The organism is Arthrobacter sp. Y3221087, from assembly GCF_059089905.1.
The window spans coordinates 149,069-169,364 of sequence record NZ_JBNHFE010000004.1 but is presented as its reverse complement, the minus strand read 5'-3'; the positions used below and the strand labels follow the sequence as shown (position 1 = coordinate 169,364).

Below are 20,296 nucleotides of genomic sequence, written 5' to 3'. Positions count from 1 at the left end.
ATCCTAAGGCTGCCGGTCGGCGTCGTAGATGAGCCCGATCTGGCGCCGGATCTCGTCCATGGCGGCCATGATGGCCACGCTCTCGCCGGGCGGCAGCACGCTGCCCGCGGTGAGCCCGTCGCTGACGAGCCGTTCCAGTTCCGCGGCCTGGTACTGCATGCCCCGGCCCTGCACGGGTTCGTCGAAGCGCTCCACGATGTTTCCGGAAACGTCGTACCGGGTGAACGGGGTGGGATTGTACCAAACGGAATCAATCTCTACCCAGCCGCCGGTTCCGATTACGGCCGCCCGGTTGTTCCCCGCCGTGTCCAGCGCGCAGTCAACGATCGCCTGCTGCCCGTCCGCATACTCGAAGATGGCCGCCGTCTGCCGGTCCACCCCGGTTGCGGTCATGGCAGCGCTCGCAAGGATCCGCTGCGGTGCGCCCAGGACGTCGAAGGCAAAGGCGATGGGGTAGATGCCCAGGTCCAGGAGGGCGCCGCCGCCCAGGGCCGGATCATTGAGCCGGTGCGCGGGGTCCTTGGGAAGGTCCTGGTTGTGGCTCGCCACCACCTTGCGGATCTCGCCGAGGGTCCCGTCGGCCACGATATCGCGCAACCGCGCCATGTGAGGCAGGAAGCGGGTCCACATCGCCTCCAGCGCCACCAGGCCCTTTCCGGCGGCAACGTCCACGATCTCCTGTGCCTGCCGGGCGTTGATGGTGAATGGCTTTTCCACCAGCACGTGCTTTCCCGCGTTCAGGGCCAGCAGGGTGTTTTCGTGGTGGAACACGTGGGGAGTGGCAACGTACACCACGTCGACGTCGGGATCGGCCGCAAGGTCCTCGTAGCTGCCGTGGGCCGTGGGAATGCCAAACTGCGCCGCGAATGCCCGGCTCGTTTCCACGGATCGGGAGCCCACGGCCTGGACCGCGAACCCGTTGTCCAGGAGGTCGCGGACCTGCAGGTCGGCGATGAAGCCGGTGCCCAGGATTCCCCAGCGGAACCGGCCGTCGGAGGTGCCGCTGCTGTGGTTCGTCACGGCCCTAGTCCTTGCTGCTGAAGGCGGCGTCGAACGACGCGGTGGAGGCGGGGAAATCGAATTTCTTGAGGTTGGCGAGGGCTTCGGGGGCGCCGTGCAGGCGGTCCATGCCGGCGTCTTCCCACTCGACGCTGATGGGGCCGTCGTAGCCGATCGCGGCGAGGGCGCGGAAGGACGCTTCCCAGGGGACGTCGCCGCGGCCGGCGGAGACGAAGTCCCAGCCGCGCCGGGGGTCGCCCCAGGCCAGGTGGGAGCCCATGACGGTGTTCCGGCCGGTCTGGCGGATCTTGGTGTCCTTGCAGTCCACGTGGTAGATCCGGTCCTTGAAGTCCCAGATGAAGGAGACGGGGTCGATGCCCTGCCACATCATGTGGGACGGGTCCCAGTTCAGCCCGAACGCCTCGCGGTGGCCGATCGCTTCGAAGGTGCGGACGGTGGTCCAGTAGTCGTAGGCGATCTCGGACGGGTGGACTTCGTGGGCGAAGCGGACGCCGCATTCGTCGAAGACGTCCAGGATGGGGTTCCAGCGGTCTGCGAAGTCCTGGTAGCCGGCGTCGATCACCTTTTGCGGGACGGGCGGGAACATGGCGACGTACTGCCAGATGGCGGAGCCGGTGAAGCCGACGACGGTGTCCACGCCGAGGGCCTTGGCCAGCCGGGCGGTGTATTTCATTTCCTCGGCGGCGCGGGTGCGGACACCTTCGGGATCGCCGTCGCCCCAGACTTTGGACCGGACGATGCCCTGGTGGCGGAAGTCGATGGGGTCGTCGCAGACAGCCTGGCCGGTGAGGTGGTTGGAGATGGCCCAGACCTTGAGGTTGTACTTGTCCAGGACCTCGAGCCTGGATTCCACATAGCCGGGTTCGTCCCAGCGCCAGGCGTCCAGGTGGTCGCCTGAGACGGCGATTTCGAGGCCGTCGTAGCCCCAGCCGGAAGCCAGTTTTGCGACTTCCTCGAAGGGCAGGTCGGCCCACTGGCCGGTGAACAGGGTGAATGCGCGGGGCATGTCAGGCTCCTTCGGAGGTTCTGGCGGGAACATGGACGAGGGCACTTTTCGCGGCGGCGGATTCCTCCACGGCGTTGAGGATGTACTGGACGTTCAGCCCTTCCTCGAACGACGGCGAGGGCTGGGTTCCCTCCTGGATGGCGGTGAGTAAGTCGCGGATCTGGTGGGTGAAGGTGTGCTCCCAGCCGATGATGTGGCCCTGCGGCCACCACGCGTCCAGGTAGGGGTGGTCCGGTTCGCTGACCAGGATCCGCCGGAGGCCCTGTTCGCGTGCCGGGGCGGTGGCGTCAAGAAAGCCAAGTTCGTTCAGGTTTTCCAGGTCGAAGTGGATACTGCCTTTGTCCCCGTAGATTTCGATCTTCAGGCTGTTCTTCTGACCGGTGGCCACCCGGGAAGCCTCCACCGAGGCGATGGCTCCGGAGGCGAGGGTCAGCGTTGCCCAGGCGGCGTCGTCGACCGTTACGTCCTCCGGGCCGTCCGGGCCCGGGCGGCGGTCCACGAAGGTCTGCAGCCGGCCGGTGACCTCGGTGACCTGGCCGCCCAGCAGGAACAGGACCTGGTCCACTGCGTGGGAGGCGATGTCACCGAGGGCCCCGGACCCTGCGGTCTCCTTACGGAGCCGCCAGGTCATGGGTGCCTGGTCGTCGGCCAGCCAGTCCTGGAGGTAGGCGGCACGGACGTGCCGTACCGCTCCCACCCGGCCTTCGGCGATGAGTTCCCTGGCCAGGGCCAGGGCGGGCACGCGCCGGTAGTTGAAGCCGACCATCGACTGCACACCCCGGGCGCGTGCGGCCGCCGCAGCCGCGGTCATGGCCTCGGCTTCGGCGAGTGTGTTGGCAAGGGGCTTCTCGACCAGGACGTGCTTGCCCGCCTCGAGCGCGGCGATGGCGATCTCGGCGTGCATCCAGCCCGGTGCGCAGATGTCAACGATGTGGATGTCGTCCCGGGCAATGACGTCGCGCCAGTCCGTGGCGGCCTCTTCCCAGCCGTACTTCGCGGCCGCCTCCGCCACCTGCCCTGCATCCCGGCCCACCAGGACCTTCTGCTCGATTGCCGGGACGTCGAAGAAACTGGCAACGTTTCGCCACGCATTGGAGTGGGCCTTCCCCATGAAGGCATAGCCGATGGCGGCGATGCCCAGCGGACCCTTTGTGCCTGGATCCATGGTCCCTGACGCCTGGCTCATGCGGTGCCGCCAAGGGTCTGGGTTTCCGGTGCCCAGTCCTCGGGCAGGGGAGCGGACGTGGGGGCGGAGCTTTCGACGTCGACAAAGGTGCCGGATGCGATGGATTCGGAGATGGAGACCATGCTGTCCAGGACGTGGTACGCCAGCTGCCCGGTGGCGCGGTGGGGGACGCCGGCGCGGAGGGAGCGGGCCATGTCCAGCACTCCCATGCCACGGCCGTTGGCCGGACCGGTGGCCGGGATGGTGGTCCAGTCCTCGTCACCGGCGCGCCAGAGCCTGGTTTCGCCGTCGAAGTTGTTGGGGTCCGGCAAAGAGATGGTGGCCTCGGTACCGGTGATTTCAACGAACCCCATCCGGGCCCGGGGGGATTCGAAGGAGAAAACGCTGTGCGAGGAGGCGCCGGACTCGAACTGGGCCATGGCCGAGACATGCGTGGGCACCTCCACGCTGAACTCCTCGCCGGCTGTCGGGCCGGAGCCGATGACGCGGACCTCCTTGGCCTTGGAGCCGACGGCGGCAACTTTGCGGATGGAGCCGAAGGCCTGGACCAGGGTGGTGAGGTAGTAGGGGCCCATGTCGAACAGCGGGCCTGCCCCGGACTGGAAGAGGAAGGCCGGGTTGGGGTGCCAGGACTCCGGGCCCGGGGTCTGGAACGTGGTCATCGCGGTCAACGGGGTGCCGATGTCGCCGCGCTGGATCAGCCGGAGTGCGGTCTGCAGGCCGGCGCCCAGGAAGGTGTCGGGCGCGCAGCCGAGCCGGATCCCCGCAGCGTCGGCGGCCTTGAGCAGGCCCAGCCCGGAGTCCCGGTCCAGGCTGATGGGCTTTTCGGTCCAGACGTGCTTGCCCGCGTTCACGGCTGCCGTTGCCACCTCGACGTGGGCCGCCGGGATGGTGAGGTTGACGATGATTTCGACGCCGGGGTGGTTCAGCGCCTTCTCCACGCCGCCCCACTCAGGAATGCCGTATTCCCTGGCCCGGGCCTCGGCGGCCTCCTCGAACAAGTCCGCGATGACGTGGACTTTAAGGTCCGGGAAAACCGTGAGGTTGTCCAGGTACTGCTTGCTGATGTTGCCGGCGCCTATGACGCCGACACCCACCGGACCCCGGCGGGAAGAGGCTGCGGTTGCGGGGGTGCTCATGCCTTGATCCCTTCACCCGATGCCAGCAGGAACGACAGGCTTTCGTTAATGCCCTCGAAGATGTCGCCGGAGTAGTCGTCGAACTCCACCACGCCCACCTCCAGGGACTTTGCGGCGGCGATCACATCGATGACCGGGACCTTCCCCTGCCCGGCGGGCTGCTGGGCCTTGGTGTCCGTGGTCAGGGGTCCGTCCTTGATGTGGATGAATTTCACCCGGTCGCCGAGTTTGGTGAGGATCTCCACCGGGTCCTGGCCGCCGACTGCCACCCAGTAGGTGTCCACCTCCAGGACCAGTTCCGGATCGAGGAGGTCCGCGAAGTATTCCAGTGCGGTCCTGCCGTCGATGATGGACTCCAGCTCCCAGGCGTGGTTGTGGTAGCCCACCCGGACACCGTATTCCGCGCCTTTCCTGGCGGCGGCGTTCAGCTGCGCTGCCGTTTCCTGGATGTCCTCCTCTTTCTGCCACCGCTCCGCCGGAATGTAGGGTTCGATGACCGTCCGGATGCCGAGGTCCCTGGCCGCAGCTAAGATTTCGTCCTGGTCCTGGCTCAGCAGCGGTGCGTGGCCGGAGGGCGCGGTGAGGCCGTTCTCCTTGAGGGCGGCGCCAAGTTCCTTGGCGGTGGCAACGAAGTTGTACGGCTCCACCTGGGAAAAACCGATCCCGGCAACCCTTCTCATGGTGCCCGGCAAGTCCTTCGAGATTGCGTCGCGGACGGTGTACAGCTGTAGTGCGTAGGACATGGTGCTCCTGGCGTCGGTGGCGGGCATTCGGCATAAAAAGGGGCGAGGCGGTCTAGTGCAAAGCTAGAAGGACTTTTGACGGACGTCAAGCAAAAGTTGTTGACGTGACAGCATGAAGTGGCCGTGTTATCTATGGTTGATGACCAAAAGCCATGGAGAAGGGGCTGCCCTCCTCGAGTACCCGGCGTCCCAGGGGCGGGCCGGAGACCTCTTCCAGCTTTTGCGGGACGGCAAGGCACGCACCAGGGCTGAGCTGGCCGGAAGCACCGGCCTTGCACGTTCCACCGTGGCATCCCGGATCGAAGCGTTGATGCTGTCCGGCCTGGTTGGGCCCGCCGGTGAGGCGAGCTCAAGTGGCGGCAGGCCGCCGTCGCGCTTTGCCTTCAACCCCTCGTCGCGCGTGGTCCTGGCCGTCGACGTCGGGGCAAGCCACGTGATCGTGGCCGTCACCGACCTGGACGGGAAGATCCTCGCCGAACAACGGCTTGCCCGGCAGGTGTCGGACGGCCCGGAAGCCGTGCTGGACGAGGTGGTGGGGCAGGGCAGGAAACTGCTCGCCTCGGCAGGGCGGAAGGCCGGCGGGCTTGCGGGCGTGGGCATCGGCCTGCCCGGCCCGGTGGAGCACGATACGGGAAAGCCGGTGAAGCCTCCCATCATGCCGGGTTGGGACGGCTTCGACGTGGTTGGCTACGTGCAGCAGTCCCTCCGCGTCCCTGTACTGGTGGACAACGATGTGAACATCATGGCCCTGGGGGAGCGGACCGCCCATTGGCCGGAGCACGGCAACTTCTTTTTCGTGAAGGTGGCCACGGGCATTGGCTCCGGAATTATCAGCAGCGGCGAACTGCAGCGCGGCGCCAACGGCACCGCCGGAGACCTGGGACATGTCCAGCTGGCGAGGGGCGTAGACGTGCAATGCGCGTGCGGGAATTATGGCTGCCTCGAAGCCCTGGCGTCAGGCCCCGCCATTGCCCGCGCTTTGCGGGAACAGGGGCTGGATGCGGCAAAGGGCTCTGATGTCCTCCGGCTCGCCTCCGACGGCAACCTTCAGGCCATCCAGGCCCTGCGCCAGGCGGGCCGGGATGTCGGTGAGGTGCTGGCCACAGTGGTGAACCTCCTCAATCCGTCTGTGATTGTGGTGGGCGGCAGCATCGGTGTGTCAGGGCAACACCTGGTGGCCGGCATCCGGGAAGTGGTGTACCGGCGGTCGCAGCCACTGGCCACCTCGCACTTGCGGATCGCCGTCTCAATTGCCGGGGACCAGGCGGCAATATTGGGCGCCAGCCGGATGGTCACCGAGTACGTTCTCTCGCCGGCGGCCATCGAGGCAACGCTTGCGGGAACAGCCGCTGCAGGCTGAGCAGCGGCTACGGCGCCATCAGCACGTCGATGAGCGGCCCGTCCGCTGGCTGAGAGGATACGCCGGAACCCGCTTGGCCCCCCGCGGCACCGACAGCGTCGGGGTGCGGACCCCCGCCCGGCCGTCGTCGTACGAGGTACTTCAGCGTCAGCCGCTGATGGTGCGGATAGGGGAGCCGGCCAGCCAGGCAGTCACATCCTCGAACGCTCCGCCGTAAAACTCCCGGTAGCTCTCCTGGGTGACGTACCCAAGGTGTGGCGAGAGGACGGTGTTGGGGGCGGCCAGCAGCGGATGCCCCGCGGGCAGCGGTTCCTCGTCGAACACGTCCAGGGCCGCACCGCGGATCCAGCCCTGGCTGAGCGCCCGGATCAATGCATCCTGGTCCACCAGCGGACCGCGGGCGGTGTTCACCAGGATCCCCTCGGGGCCCAGCAGCCGCAGTTCCGCTTCTCCAACCGTTTTCTCGGAGCGCGGGGACAACCGCAGGTGGAGCGTCACCACATCCGAGGCGCGGAACAGCTCTTCCTTGGACACCAGCCGTGCCCCGGCCTCTTCCGCCGCCCCGGCGGTGAGGTTCTGGCTCCACGCCACGACGTCCATCCCGAACGCCCGCCCGTACCCGGCCACCCGGCGCCCGATCTTCCCCAGCCCCACAATGCCCAGGGTTTTGCCGGCCAGCTCAAACCCCACGGTTGACTGCCAGGTTCCGGTCCGCAGCGAGTTCTCCTCCGCCGGCAGGTGCCGTGCGGCGGCGAGCAGCAGGGCCCACGTCAGTTCGGGGGCGGCGGTGGGCGAGCCGGGCGTACCGCACACCGTTACCCCGTGGTCCGTGGCGGCGGCAACGTCAATGGACGCGTTGGCCATCCCCGTGGTCACCAGGAGCTGGAGGGCCTGCAGTTTCTCGAACACCTCACGCGGGAATGCCGTCCGCTCACGCATGGCAACCACAATGCTCACGTCAGCCAGCGCCGAGACCAGGGCGGCGCGCGAGGCAAAGGGCTCCCGGAACGTGGTAACGGAGACGCCCTCGGCTTCAAGCGCTGCCCAGTCCGCGAAGCCGTGCGCCACGTCCTGGTAGTCGTCAAGGATGGCAAGGCGGTGCTGCATGGCGGTGTCCTTAATCCCGAAGTTCCTGGCGTGATGTTCATCGTATGGCAGGGCGCCCTCGGCACGGCCCGAAACCCCGCACCGGTGGGGCGTGATAAGCAATGGGAGTGATGAAACCCCCGGTTACCCAGCACTTTGCCGCATGAGCGGCCGGTCCCTCGCCCGCATTCCCGCCAGCTGGATCCTGCTCGCCTGCATCGGTCTCCTCGCCTTGAATCTGCGGGGCCCCTTCGTGGCGGTCGCCCCGGTGGTCGGCCTGATGCAGGCAGAACTGGCATTTTCACCGGTCATGCTGGGGCTTCTGACGAGCATCCCCGTCCTCTGCTTCTCGCTGGCCGCGCCGCTGGCTTCCCTCGAGGCGAGGAAGTTCGGTGCCGAATTCGCAGTGACGCTGACCATCCTTGGGGTCCTGGCAGGCGTCCTGGTCCGCTCGGCCGGCGGCCCGGCACTGGTGGTGGCCGGAACGGTGCTGATCGGTGCCGCCATCACCGTGGGGAACATTGCGGCGCCCCTGATCATCCGGCGGGACTTTGCCCCGGCCCGGCAGGGAACCGCGATGGGGATCTACACGGCGGCGCTGAACATCGGCTCGTTCCTGACGTCCGTGGTGACGGCACCGCTCGCTGACCTGGCCGGGTGGCGGTTTGCGCTGGGTGCGCTGGCCGTCCTGGCCGTGGCGGCGATTGTCGTCTGGACCCTTGCCGTAGGGCCCCGCAACGCCTTCCTGGTTTCCGGCGCGGACGGCACTGACATCAGGCGGCCGCCCGTCAGCGGACTCGGCTGGATTACCGCCGGACTGACGGCCGGGTTCGGCGGCCAGGCCTTCTCCTACTTCGGCGTCACCGCGTGGCTCCCCGGCTACCTGCACGACGAGCTTGGCATGTCCGTGGCCGAGGCCGGCGCCGCCTCCTCCATCTTCCAGATCCTCGCCATCGTGGGCGCGCTGGGCGTCCCGTTTGCCGCCAAATATTGGGGTCCGACGACGGTGGCGGTCACCGTGGGTGCCTTATGGCTGACCGTTCCGGTGGGGCTGCTGCTGGCGCCACAGCTGTGGTGGCTGTGGTCCGTCTTCGGCGGCATCGCCCAGGGCGGAGGCATCACGGTCATCTTCATCGCCATTATCCGGCTGGCACGCGACCAGGCCTCCGCGGGCAAGATGTCCGCCACGGTCCAGGGCCTGGGCTACGCGCTCGCCGCCGTGGCGCCGCCCCTGCTGGGTTTCGTCCGCGACGTTTCGGGTTCCTGGACTCCGGCGCTGCTGGTCATTCTGGCCTCGGTGCTCGCCTTCTGCTTCGGGACCACCCTCTCCGTGCGGAAGGTGCCGAAAGGCCGCTAAGCCGCCTCCCGCCGTCGTCGTTCTTTCTCCCTTCCCCCGGACGCTCTCTCACTTATCGCAGCTTAACGGCCGACGCTCTCTCACTTACCGCAGCTTGACGGCCGACGCTTTCTCACTTTTTTGAGAAAAGTGAGAGAGCGTCACGGGTTTTCTTGCATTAAGTGAGAGAGGGTCCGAAAGGGTTGCTCCGCCGCCGGGCCCGCCCTCCGGATTTCGGAGGTGCCTGTTGCGAAGGGCGTGCCGGTCCGGCGGACGGAAACTTTGTCAGGCCACGGCGAGTTCCTCGACGGTGGCCTTTTCACGGGCTTCGGTGAGGTAGCGGGCGTAGGCGGGGAGGGTGAGGAAGGACGGGAAGTCCTGGGCGAGGGTGACTTCTTCGAAGATGTCGCGGGCGTCTTCGAAGCGGTCGCCGTCGAAGCGCTCAAGCCGGGCGAACTCTTCCTCCAGCATGTGCTCCACCCATTCCTTCGTGATGATTTCGCCATGGTCGGTGATGGCGCGGGCGTAGATCCACTGCCAGAGCTGGGAGCGCGAAATTTCGGCGGTGGCGGCATCTTCCATGAGGTTGTGGATGGCTACTGCGCCGTTGCCGCGGAGCCAGGATTCGATGTAGCGGATCCCGACTTCGATGTTGTTCCGGATGCCTTGTTCGGTGATGGTGCCGTGGAGTGAGGCGATGTTGATCAGGGCTCGGTCGTCCGGGGTGACGTCGTTGCGGAGCTTGTCGAGCTGGTTGGGCTTGTCGCCGAGGATGGTGTCGAACACCTCGCGGCATACCGGGACGAGGTCGGGGTGGGCCACCCAGGAGCCGTCGAAGCCGTCGTTGGCTTCGCGGGTCTTGTCCGCACGGACCTTCTCGAGGGCGTTGGCGTTCGCTTCGGGGTCCTTGCGGTTGGGCACGGCCGCGGCCATGCCGCCGATGGCCATGGCGCCGCGCTTGTGGCAGGCCCGGACCAGTTGTTCGGTGTAGGCGCGCATGAAGGGTGCGGTCATGGTCACCTGGCCGCGGTCGGGGAGGACGAAGCGGGGGCCGCGGGTGCGGAAGTTCTTGATGATGGAGAAGATGTAGTCCCAGCGGCCGGCGTTCAGGCCGGCAGCGTGGTCCCGAAGTTCGTAGAGGATTTCCTCCATTTCGAACGCTGCGGTGATGGTCTCGATCAGCACCGTGGCGCGGATGGTGCCCTGGTCGATGCCGAGGAGGTCCTGGGCGAGGATGAAGATGTCGTTCCAGAGCCGGGCTTCGAGGTGGTTTTCGATTTTCGGCAGGTAGAAGTACGGGCCCTTGCCCTGGGCCAGGAGGCGGCGGGCGTTGTGGAAGAAGTAGAGGCCGAAGTCCACGATGCCGCCGGCGACGGGTTGGCCGTCGATGAGCATGTGTTTTTCGGGCAGGTGCCAGCCGCGGGGGCGGACCACGATGGTGGGCAGGTCGTCGGCGGGGCGGAGTTTGTATTCCTTTCCCTCATCGGTGGTGAAGTCGATGCGGCGTTCCAGGGCGTCGGTGAGGTTCAGTTGGCCTTTGATGACGTTGCGCCAGGTGGGGGTGGAGGAGTCTTCCATGTCCGCGAGCCAGACCTTGGCGCCGGAGTTCAGGGCGTTGATGGTCATCTTTTTGTCCACCGGGCCGGTGATCTCCACGCGGCGGTCCTCCAGGCCCGGGGCCGGGGGAGCGACCCGCCAGGATGGGTCGTTGCGGATGTGCTCGGTCTCCCGCAGGAACCGGGGATCCGCGCCGGCGGCAATCTCGGCGCGCCGTGCCCGCCGCGCCTGCAGCAGTTCCTTGCGCCGCCCGGCAGTGGCCCGGTGCAGCTTGGCAATGAACTCGAGGGCGTCCGGAGTCAGCACCTCATTCTGCCGGCATACAGGCTGCGCGGTCAGGGTGATCCCATTGATGGTGAAAGAGTCGGTGAAGCTGTTCATTTCAAGTCTCCTTAAAGACGAAAAGGAAGTTCGACGGCGGTAGGCGGCGGGGCGGCGACTGAGGCACGAGGCCGAGGAGCCGGTGTCGTGGCAGCCTGCGTAAAAGGGGCCCTGCGTCCCGGTCGGGCCTCGCTCAGCGAGGTCCAAACCGGGACGTGGGGAATAGCAGGCAGAGCGATGCCGGTCCGAAGGCCGGGGCGACAACCGCCGTCGTAAATTGTCTAGTGGAACTGGCCCTCTTCGGTGGATCCCACGAGGGCGAGGGTGGACGCGTTCGGGTTGAGCGCGGTGGAGATGGTGTCGAAGTAGCCGGTGCCGACTTCGCGCTGGTGCTTGGTTGCGGTGTAGCCGCGGGATTCGGAGGCGAATTCCTTTTCCTGGAGTTCGACGTAGGCGCTCATGCCGGTCCGGGCGTAGCCGTGGGCGAGGTCGAACATCGAGTAGTTCAGGGCGTGGAAGCCGGCCAGGGTGATGAACTGGAACGTGAAGCCCATGGCGCCGAGTTCGCGCTGGAACTTGGCGATGGTGGCATCGTCCAGGTGCTTGCGCCAGTTGAACGAGGGCGAGCAGTTGTAGGAGAGCATCTGGTCCGGGAACTCGGCCTTGACGGCTTCGGCGAACTTGCGGGCCAGTTCCAGGTCCGGGGTGCCGGTCTCCATCCAGATCAGGTCGGAGTACGGGGCGTAGGCCTTGGCGCGGGCAATGCAGGGTTCGATGCCGTTGCGGACCTTGTAGAAGCCCTCCGCAGTGCGTTCACCGGTGATGAACTCGCGGTCGCGTTCGTCCACGTCGGAGGTGATGAGGGTGGCTGCTTCGGCGTCGGTGCGGGCGATGACGACAGTGGGGGTACCGGCGACGTCAGCGGCCAGGCGGGCTGCGTTCAGGGTGCGGACGTGCTGCTGGGTGGGGATCAGGACCTTGCCGCCGAGGTGGCCGCACTTCTTCTCGGAGGCGAGCTGGTCCTCCCAGTGCACGCCGGAGGCGCCGGCCTGGATCATGGACTTCATCAGCTCGTAGGCGTTCAGCGGGCCGCCGAAGCCGGCCTCGGCGTCGGCGACGATCGGGACCAGCCAGTCCTCAACGGACTGGATGCCTTCGGCGAACTCGATCTGGTCGGCGCGGAGCAGGGCGTTGTTGATCCTGCGGACCACGGTGGGGACCGAGTTGGCCGGGTAGAGGGACTGGTCCGGGTAGGTGTGGCCGGAGTTGTTGGCGTCCGCGGCGACCTGCCAGCCGGAAAGGTAGATGGCCCGCAGGCCGGCCTTGACCTGCTGCACGGCCTGGTTGCCGGTCAGGGCGCCCAGGGCGTTGGTGTACTTGCCTTCCTTGTGCTCTTCGGTCAGCTGCTTCCACAGCTTTTCCGCACCACGGCGGGCCAGGGTGTGTTCTTCGGAGACGCGGCCGCGGAGACGGACGACGTCGGAGGCTGAGTAGTCCCGGGTCACACCTTCCCAGCGGGGGTTGGCGGCCCACTCGAGCTCCAGGGAGGCGGCCTGCTCGCTTGCAGTGTCCTGGGCGGACGGCTGCTGGGTGGGCTCAAATGCTGCAGTCATCGTTGATCTCCTAGATTGAGCTCCGGAATCGGTGGGTGGGAACCTCGTCGTTGAGGTTCCCACCGGTTTTCCGGTGCGGTGTTCTTTCCGTGTGAACTACTTTTCAGCACTTTCAACCCCCTTTCTAGGCAAAAAGGGTGGAAAGAAATCCACTTCTTCGCGTATTCTGCAGAAATGTCGCCTTCAAGCTGGAACAGGGACGTTTCCCAGCCTTCGTCCTCCGTGTCCACGGACCTTGATGTCATCTCCCTGGGCCGCCGTGTCCGCCATCTGCGCAAACAGGCCGGGCTGACGCTCGATGACCTGAGCACCGCCGTCGGGACCGCGCCCAGCCAGCTGAGCCTGATCGAGAACGGAAAGCGCGAGCCCAAACTCAGCCTGCTCCAGCACCTTGCCGGCGCCCTCGGCGTGAGCATTGACCAGCTGCTCGGAGCGGAGCCCCCGAGCCGCCGCGCAGCGTTGGAAATCGAACTGGAACGGTACCAGCGCGGCCCCCTCTATGAGTCCCTGAACCTGCCCAAAATCCGTATCAGTTCGCGGCTGCCGCTGGATGTCCTGGAAGCCCAGGTGGGCCTGTTGCAGGAGCTCGAGCGCAAGATGAACGAGCAGGTGGCAACCCCGGAAGAAGCGCGCCGCGCGAACGGGGAACTGCGGGCGATGATGCGGGAGCGCGGCAACTACTTTCCGGAGTATGAAGCCGAGGCGCAGAAGGTCCTCAAGGAGGTGGGCTACACCACCGGTCCGCTGAGCCAGCACGTCATTGCCGACATTGCCGCGCACCTTGGTTTCACCCTGCACCACGTCGGCGACCTGCCCCATTCCACGCGCTCCGTGACTGATTTGAAGAACCGCAAAATTTACCTGACGCAGAGCCAGCGGCAGGACCACGATCCGCGCTCGGTCCTGCTCCAGGCTCTGGGCCACTACGTTCTGGGCCATGAGACACCCCGCAACTACGGGGATTTCCTGGCCCAGCGGGTGGCAACCAACTATTTTGCCGCCGCCCTGCTCCTGCCCGAGCAGGCAACGGTGGAATTTCTGCAAAAAGCCAAAGCTGCCAAGGAAATCGCCGTGGAGGACATCCGCGACGCCTTCGCCGTTTCCTACGAGACCGCTGCCCACCGCTTCACCAACCTCGCCACCAAACACCTGGGTATCACCACCCATTTCCAGAAGACGCACCAGAGCGGCATCATCTACAAGGCCTACGAGAACGACGGCGTGAACTTCCCGCAGGACCATACCGGAGCCATCGAGGGCCAGCCGTCCTGCAAGGCGTGGACGTCGCGCGCCGTGTTCGATGTGCCGGACAAATTCAGCGCTTACAGCCAGTACACGGACACCCCCTCGGGCACCTACTGGTGCACGGCCCGCACGGAACGCTCGGCCACCGGCGAGTTCTCGCTGAGCATCGGGGTGCCCTACCAGCACGTGAAGTGGTTCCGCGGGCGCGAAACCACCGCCCGGGCCGCCTCCAACTGCCCCGACCCCACGTGCTGCAAGCGTCCGCCGGAGGCCCTCACCGCCGAATGGGCCGGTAACGCCTGGCCTTCAGCCCGCGCCCACTCGCACCTCCTGGCCGCGATGCCGCCGGGAGCCTTTCCCGGCGTGGACGAGACGGAGGTATACAGCTTCCTGCAGGCCCACTCCGGAAGCTGATGGCGCCCTTTATCCGTGCAGCGCCCGGTAGGCGTCGGCCGCGGCCGGATGGAGCGGGATACCGACCGTGTTGATTAGGGTTTCCGGGCTGAGGAACTGGACGCCCAGGCTGGATTGCGGGATCAGTTCGCCGGCGTGGTGCACCAGCAGCTGGACGGTCCGTTCCACGGTGGCGGCATCCAGGTCCGCCCGGCACAGCAGCAGATTCGCGGCGCCCACCGTCCAGGCCGCCGGCACGCCGGGATAGCTACCCTCGGGAATGAGCACGCGGTCATACTGCCCGCCATGCCGTTCGCGCAGTCCGGGCAGCAGCGCCGAAAGGTCCAGCAGTGCAAGCGGCACCTCCTGCTGGGCGGCGGTGATCGCGGCGGTTGGCACGCCGCCGGACCAGAAAAGGGCATCCACCGTTCCCGCCTTCAGGGCGGCCAGGCCGTCGTTCAGCCCAAGGCTTACGACGGCGACCATCCCGTCCGCAGTTGCGCCACCGTTCGTGCTGGTACCGAGGTCGGCTGCCGCCAGAATCCGTGGGGTGGTCAGCGATGTTCCGGATCCCGGCTGGCCGACCGCCACGGTCCGTCCGGCCAGCTGGGACAGATCCACGATTCCGCTGTCTCGGCGCACCACGCAGTGGACGTAGTTTTCGTAGACCTTGCCCAGGGCCGTCAACGGTACCGCCTCCGTGCCTGGTTCCGGGGCTGCGGCTGCCGCATCCGCAAGAGCGACCGCGAACGTGGCCCTGCCCGCACGCAGTTCGGCCAGGTTGTCCAGGCTGCCGCCGGTGGACACCGCCTCAGCCTTGTCCGCCACGCCATGGCGCTCCAGGGACGCAGCCAGGAGGGTGGAGAACTCAAGGTAAAATCCGCCCGGCTCGCCGCCAGCCACGGTCAGCAGGCCGGGACGTTGTCCCGAGCAGGCGGCCAGGGCTGCCGGCAGCACGGCGGCCGCCGCCGCTGACAGGACGGTCTTGAAGAACACCCGCCGGGAAGGAACCAGCGCGGGAAAGCGGTCATCCATCAGCCAGCCCTCTTTCCGCGCCGGAAGCCGGGCGCGCAGCAACCGAAGGAGCTGCCGGGAATTCCAGCCGGGCGCACAGGCCGTGGGGCGCCACCTCAGCGAGCACCAGCCGGCCGCCGTTGGCTGCGGCGAGTTCGCCCACAATGGTCATCCCCAATCCCGTCCCGGGCACCGGTGCATGGCGTGGTGCGCGCCAGAACCTCGTTGCGGCACGGGTTCGTTCCTGCTCGGAAAGGCCCGGCCCGTCGTCGGAAATTTCCACTATGACCCGGTCCCGCTGCCGGCGGACCGCAGCGGTGACCGTGGCCCCGGCGGCATATTTGATGGCGTTGGTGAGGAGTTCCCCCACCATCTGGCCCAGTTCCGCCGGGTGGCAGGCGACTTCCGCCGGCGGGGTGGGAGCCTCGGCCAGGACCAGCCGGCACCCCGCACGCCCTGCGGCAGGAGCGGCGCGCTCAACTTCCCCCTGCAGGACCGGGAAGGGGTCGGACGGTTCGACGGCCGGCCGGGAACCAGCGCTGAAGGGCCGCGCCGAATCCTCGGAAGCCCGGTGTTCCGCGGCCGCAAGCTTCAGCACCCCGTCCAGGATGTCCTCCACCCGCTCCAGTTCCGCCATCACATTCTCTGCGGCTTCGCGCTCGCGGGCTGTCTGGAGTTCTAGCTGCAGCACATCCAGCCGCAGCCGCAGCGCCCCTATGGGGTTCCGCAGCTGGTGTGAGGTGTCTGCAATCAGTTGGCGTTGTGACTCGATGCTGGCGCCGACCGTGCGCGCCATTGCGGTGAAGGACCGGCTCAGTTCGCGCAGTTCGGGCGGACCGTCCTCCGGCAGGCGGCCTGCACGCCCTGTCCGTGCCAGCTCGGTCACTGCCGAGTTCAGCCGGAGGACCGGCCGCAGCACCCAGGAGGTGACCCGTGCGGCAGCCAGCAGGAGGACCGCGGCCACCGCGACGGCGGCAGCCCCCACCAGGAGCCAACGCCCGCGGAGCTTCTGGCGCGCCGTATCCAGGTGGACGTCCAGGACCACACCGCCCAGGACCTGGCTGGCGCTGCCGAACGGCCGGAAGATCAGTTCGGAGCCGGACCCGAAGGGCCCCAGCGGGGCAAGGGCCGTATCGGTGACATTGAGACCGGCCCGGGACAGCGCGTCCTGAACATCTGCCCGGTCTCCTGCCAGGCCGCCTGACGCCAGGATGCCCTGCTGCAGCCGCACCACAACCCCCTCCCCGTAAAGGCCGGAGTAGGTGTCCATCTCCCGTTGCAGCTGCACTGTGTCCCCGTCGGCGGCAGCGTCGAAAGCCACCTGCGCCAGCCGGTTCAGGGATGCGGCCCTGTTGATCTGGACTTCCTGGGTGAGTTCGCGGGCGGCGCTTCCCAGGATGGTGCCCGAGACCAGGAAGACCACCAGCAGGCACAGCACGCTGAGGACGCCGAGAACGCGCAGCCTCACCGGCTCTCCGCTTCCACCCGGTAGCCGACGCCGCGGACATTGATGATGAACCCGGGCTTCTGCAGCTTGGCGCGGAGCCCGGTGAGGTGGACATCGAGCGACCGGGAGGAAGCCAGGAACGCGTCGCCCCACAAGGCGTCAAGGATTTGCTCCCGGGTCACCACTGACCCCGCATTCCGGGCCAGGAGGGCCAGCAGGCCGAATTCGGTAGCCGTCAGTGGCAGCAGGGCCCCGTCCTTCGCAGCGGTCCGCCGGTCCAGGTCCACCTCCACGTCATCCAGGACAATGGTGTGCGGGGTGCTTCCGCTGCCACGCCGCATACGCCTGGTCACTGCTTCGATCCGTGCCAGCAGTTCCACGAGCTTGACCGGTTTAACCAGGTAGTCGTCAGCGCCGGAACGAAGGCCCAGCACCACGCTGCGTTCGTCGTCGCGCGCTGTCAGGATCAGGATGGGGCAGTCGGTAACCTGGCGGAGCTTCCGCAGCACCTCCAGCCCGTCCATGTCCGGAAGGCCCAGGTCCAGGAGGATCACGTGGAAGTTCCGGTGGGCCAGCAGGGCGTCCGCGCCACGCGACACCCTGGTCGCTTTCAGGCCCGCCGTCGCCACACCGGCTGTGAGGGCGCCGGCCATGGCGTCGTCGTCCTCGACGATCAACACGTCCATTGCCATCTTCCTTGTCCTTTGCCGGGGTTGAGCCGTCCCCGCCTTTGGAGACTACCTTCTGGCGGGCGTTTTTTCCCGGGCGGGCCTGAATCCTAAGGAAGTGTTAGGAAAGCAGCCGCCGCGTTGGTTGTGCCGTGCGTCACCCATAGTTTGGTGGGGGTCCTCCGCGCTTTCGGAAGACTGTTCACGCAAGGAAGGTTCATTGATGAGCACCGAACAAGCAGCGCCGCCGAACAGTGCGGCCCACCCTGGGGCACCCCTCACCGAAGCAGCGCAGACCCGCCGGGCCGTGGGCAACATCCTCAAAGGCTCCGCCGGCAACCTGGTGGAGTGGTACGACCTCTACGTCTACACCGTCTTCGCAGCCTACTTCCAGGCCCACTTCTTCAATTCCAAGGACGACCTGCAGGCCGGGCTGGAGGCAATGGCTGTCTTCTCGACGTCGTTCCTCATGCGGCCCATCGGCGCCTGGTTCTTCGGCCGGTACGCCGACCGCAACGGCCGCAAGGCAGCCCTGACCCTCAGCGTGACACTGATGTCCGCGGGCTCGTTCGCCATCGCCGTGCTGCCCACCCAGGATGTCATCGGTATCTGGGCCATGGTGCTGCTGGTGCTGGTCCGCCTGCTGCAGGGCTTCTCTGTGGGCGGCGAGTACGGCACCAGCGCCACCTACATGTCCGAAGCCGCCACGTCGCGCCGCCGCGGCTTCTTCTCAAGCTTCCAGTACGTGACCCTGGTGGGCGGCCAGATGCTGGCCCTGCTGGTCCTGGTGATCCTGCAAAACACCGTCGGCGGTGAAGCGCTCAACGAGTGGGCCTGGCGGATTCCGTTCGCACTGGGCGGCGTGGCAGCCTTGGTGGTGCTGTGGCTCCGCCGGTCCATGGAGGAAACCGTCTCCACGGACCAGATCCGTGCGGCTCACGTCCAGGCTCCGGGCGAAGCCCAGCCGGGAACGCTCAAGCTGCTGTTCACCAGCCACTGGCGGCCGCTGCTGATTTGCATCGGCGTCACGCTGGGCGGAACCGTGGCGTTCTACACGTACACCAACTTCATCCTGAAGTTCATGAACGATACGTCCGGCATCGCCAAGACCGACACCTCAGTGATCAACTTCTGGGCACTGTTCATCTTCATGCTGCTGCAGCCCGTCTATGGCCTGATCTCGGACAAGATCGGGCGCAAGCCGCTGCTCGTCTGGTTCGGCATCACCGGCGTCCTTTTCACCTGGCCACTGCTCTCCACGCTCTCCGGCACCAAGGACCCCTTCACCGCGTTCCTGCTGATGATGGGCGGACTGCTGATCGTGGGCGGCTACACCTCCATCAACGCGCTGGTGAAGGCGGAGCTGTTCCCGGCCTCCATCCGTGCCCTGGGCGTGGGCCTGGGCTACGCGATTGCCAACTCGCTCTTTGGCGGCACGGTCCCGCTGATCGGCGCGGCGTTGCAGAAGGCAGGCCAGGTGGAGCTCTTCTTCACCTACGTCACCGCCGCCATCGCCATTTCGCTGGTCGTCTACATCTTCGCCCTCAAGAACAAGAAGGCCACGCACCTGGACAGGGAACAGGGCGACGCCTGGGCCGCCGCAAAGACGGACGACGCCGGCACCCTGGCAGGTGCCCACCGCTAGGTAAGGCGCGGCGCCGGTGGTGTTCGACGCCGGCGCCGCGTGCCGCCGTCGAACGCGCCCGGCCGGAGTGATGCGCAGGGGACCGTCCGGCGTCGGGGCGTGACCGAAACGACCGCAAACCGTAACCCTTCCGGCATCGTCCGGCAGCCCGCCCCCTGCTCTACTGGAACCATCCGGTCCTTGGTGGCGGTACTGCCGCGGCCTACCTGCCTGGGAAGCACAGGGGAAGACATGAACGTTCCACGGCGTGCGGTGCTGGCAATGCTGGGGCTTGTGGCTGTGCTTCCCGCTTGCGCGACCGCGCCCCCGGAGCTGGTGACGGCACCTGGGGTGGAGCGGGTCTCGCTGGACGCCGCTGCCTATCCTGCTGAAATTGGTGCCCTGCGCACCTCCGCCTACACGCTGGGTGCGGCCCTCCTTGCCGACGGCGGGGACGGCGCCGCCGGTAACGTCGTCGCAGCACCCGGAAGCCTGCTTACAGCGCTGCTGATGCTTCGGTCCGGAGCGGGCGGCGAGGCGGCCGCGGAACTTGACCGCGTCCTCGCCCTTCCCGGAGCACGCCGCGACGAGGCAGCGAACGCCTTGCTCGCCGCCGTCGAAATATATGACGGCGATCCCGGCGCCGTTGACGAAGACAATCCGCCGCGGAAGCCCGTCATCCACCTTGCCAACGGCCTCTTCCTGGACAGGCACACCCCGGTGGGCGAGGGCTACCTGGCCGGCCTGGCCCGGCACTACGGTGCGGGCGTCCACATGGTCGACTTCCGTGACCGGAACGCAACTGAACCCGCCATCGACGCATGGGTGGACAGGAACACAGGCGGGCGCATCAAGAAAGCCCCGGCCAAGTTCGATCCCAGGAACACCTTCAGCCTCCTCAATGCCATCTATTTCGCCGCGGCCTGGAACACCCCCTTCGACCCTGCCGACACCACGGACAGGCCTTTCACCACCGGAAACGGCGACGTGGCGAGTGTTCCAACAATGAGCCAGGCAGTGGGGATGAAGTACGCCGAGAGCGAGCGGTGGCGGGCGGTGGACCTCCCCTATGCGGAGGGAGCCGTGATGCGCCTGGTGCTGCCGGCGGCCGGCACCCCCGCCACACTGTCTGCGCACGAGCTGGCCCGGATCGGCGAGGTGCTGGAGTCCGCCCCGGTCCAGCCCGTCCGCATCACGCTGCCCCGCTGGGACCACAAGAGCAGCTTCGACCTTCGGAAGGTCCTGGAAGCCATGGGCCTGTCCCGCACGCTCACCACGGAGACGGACTTCGACGCGATCCAGCCCGGGCTGAAGCTGACGCAGGCCGCCCAGGCCGCCAACATCACCGTGGCGGAGAAGGGGACTGTGGCGGCCGCTGTCACGCAGCTGAATGGACGGGCCGTCAGTGCACCGCCCGAGCCCGCCGAATCGATCGCCTTCGACCGGCCGTTCCACTACCAGATCGTCCACAGCGGAACGGGGCTGCCGCTCTTCATAGGGAAGGTGGCCGACCCGCGTTCGTGACCGGGCCGGGCGGG

16 protein-coding genes are annotated in these 20,296 nt (G+C 67.0%); 5 read left to right on the top strand and 11 right to left on the bottom strand.

Annotation, left to right across the window (positions count from 1 at the left end):
- Window positions 1-3 precede the first annotated feature (3 nt).
- From AC5RUO_RS14270 to AC5RUO_RS14250, 5 genes are read right to left on the bottom strand one after another with little or no spacing between them, the layout of a single operon-like run.
- Complete coding sequence (locus AC5RUO_RS14270) at window positions 4-1,020, bottom strand: Gfo/Idh/MocA family protein (RefSeq protein ID WP_494010837.1); 1,017 nt, start codon at window positions 1,018-1,020, stop codon at window positions 4-6.
- 4 nt (window positions 1,021-1,024) lie between these two features.
- Window positions 1,025-2,026, bottom strand: coding sequence for a sugar phosphate isomerase/epimerase family protein (locus tag AC5RUO_RS14265; protein WP_494103871.1), 1,002 nt, complete (start codon window positions 2,024-2,026; stop codon window positions 1,025-1,027).
- A 1-nt stretch (window position 2,027) separates the two neighbouring features.
- A complete protein-coding gene (locus tag AC5RUO_RS14260) occupies window positions 2,028-3,191 on the bottom strand; it encodes a Gfo/Idh/MocA family protein (RefSeq protein ID WP_494103870.1) in 1,164 nt (387 codons plus the stop codon).
- A gap of 17 nt (window positions 3,192-3,208) precedes the next feature.
- The gene (locus AC5RUO_RS14255; protein ID WP_494103869.1) at window positions 3,209-4,351 is read right to left on the bottom strand and encodes a Gfo/Idh/MocA family protein; all 1,143 of its coding nucleotides are present in this window, start codon (window positions 4,349-4,351) and stop codon (window positions 3,209-3,211) included.
- Window positions 4,348-5,094 carry a sugar phosphate isomerase/epimerase family protein gene (locus tag AC5RUO_RS14250; RefSeq protein ID WP_494103868.1) on the bottom strand — a complete coding sequence of 249 codons (747 nt, stop codon included), beginning with the start codon at window positions 5,092-5,094 and terminating at the stop codon, window positions 4,348-4,350. The genes AC5RUO_RS14255 and AC5RUO_RS14250 overlap by 4 nt, the downstream gene beginning before the upstream one ends.
- 139 nt (window positions 5,095-5,233) lie before the next feature.
- On the opposite strand from AC5RUO_RS14250, the gene AC5RUO_RS14245 reads away from it, so the two are divergent.
- A complete protein-coding gene (locus AC5RUO_RS14245) occupies window positions 5,234-6,454 on the top strand; it encodes an ROK family transcriptional regulator (RefSeq protein ID WP_494010832.1) in 1,221 nt (406 codons plus the stop codon).
- A 147-nt stretch (window positions 6,455-6,601) separates the two neighbouring features.
- On the opposite strand, the gene AC5RUO_RS14240 is transcribed toward AC5RUO_RS14245, so the two are convergent.
- Complete coding sequence (locus AC5RUO_RS14240; protein WP_494103867.1) at window positions 6,602-7,561, bottom strand: D-2-hydroxyacid dehydrogenase family protein; 960 nt, start codon at window positions 7,559-7,561, stop codon at window positions 6,602-6,604.
- Between the two features lie 142 nt (window positions 7,562-7,703).
- Here AC5RUO_RS14240 and AC5RUO_RS14235 point away from each other — a divergent pair, with 142 nt between their 5' ends.
- The gene (locus AC5RUO_RS14235) at window positions 7,704-8,897 is read left to right on the top strand and encodes an MFS transporter (RefSeq protein ID WP_494103866.1); all 1,194 of its coding nucleotides are present in this window, start codon (window positions 7,704-7,706) and stop codon (window positions 8,895-8,897) included.
- Window positions 8,898-9,161: 264 nt separating this feature from the next.
- Here the strand turns inward: AC5RUO_RS14235 and aceB are convergent, their stop codons facing one another.
- Together aceB and aceA are read right to left on the bottom strand one after the other, a co-directional pair.
- Window positions 9,162-10,814: a malate synthase A gene (gene aceB / locus AC5RUO_RS14230; protein ID WP_494103865.1), complete on the bottom strand. Its 1,653-nt coding sequence runs from the start codon at window positions 10,812-10,814 to the stop codon at window positions 9,162-9,164.
- Between the two features lie 221 nt (window positions 10,815-11,035).
- A complete protein-coding gene (gene aceA, locus AC5RUO_RS14225) occupies window positions 11,036-12,367 on the bottom strand; it encodes an isocitrate lyase (protein WP_494103864.1) in 1,332 nt (443 codons plus the stop codon).
- Between the two features lie 147 nt (window positions 12,368-12,514).
- Here aceA and AC5RUO_RS14220 point away from each other — a divergent pair, with 147 nt between their 5' ends.
- Window positions 12,515-14,026 (top strand): helix-turn-helix domain-containing protein, encoded by a 1,512-nt coding sequence (locus AC5RUO_RS14220; protein WP_494010989.1) that lies wholly within the window; start codon window positions 12,515-12,517, stop codon window positions 14,024-14,026.
- 9 nt (window positions 14,027-14,035) lie between these two features.
- Here the strand turns inward: AC5RUO_RS14220 and AC5RUO_RS14215 are convergent, their stop codons facing one another.
- Genes AC5RUO_RS14215 through AC5RUO_RS14205 form a run of 3 tightly spaced genes read right to left on the bottom strand, consistent with a single transcriptional unit; the run spans window position 14,036 to window position 17,152 of the window.
- Complete coding sequence (locus AC5RUO_RS14215; protein ID WP_494103863.1) at window positions 14,036-15,040, bottom strand: TAXI family TRAP transporter solute-binding subunit; 1,005 nt, start codon at window positions 15,038-15,040, stop codon at window positions 14,036-14,038.
- The gene (locus AC5RUO_RS14210; protein ID WP_494103862.1) at window positions 15,033-16,487 is read right to left on the bottom strand and encodes a sensor histidine kinase; all 1,455 of its coding nucleotides are present in this window, start codon (window positions 16,485-16,487) and stop codon (window positions 15,033-15,035) included. Before AC5RUO_RS14210 ends, AC5RUO_RS14215 begins: the two co-directional genes overlap by 8 nt.
- Window positions 16,484-17,152: a response regulator transcription factor gene (locus AC5RUO_RS14205; protein ID WP_494010825.1), complete on the bottom strand. Its 669-nt coding sequence runs from the start codon at window positions 17,150-17,152 to the stop codon at window positions 16,484-16,486. Before AC5RUO_RS14205 ends, AC5RUO_RS14210 begins: the two co-directional genes overlap by 4 nt.
- A gap of 205 nt (window positions 17,153-17,357) precedes the next feature.
- On the opposite strand from AC5RUO_RS14205, the gene AC5RUO_RS14200 reads away from it, so the two are divergent.
- Together AC5RUO_RS14200 and AC5RUO_RS14195 are read left to right on the top strand one after the other, a co-directional pair.
- Entirely contained in the window at window positions 17,358-18,779 is a 1,422-nt protein-coding gene (locus tag AC5RUO_RS14200) for an MFS transporter (RefSeq protein WP_494103861.1), read from the top strand.
- A 231-nt stretch (window positions 18,780-19,010) separates the two neighbouring features.
- Complete coding sequence (locus AC5RUO_RS14195; protein ID WP_494103860.1) at window positions 19,011-20,282, top strand: serpin family protein; 1,272 nt, start codon at window positions 19,011-19,013, stop codon at window positions 20,280-20,282.
- Window positions 20,283-20,296: the final 14 nt, after the last annotated feature.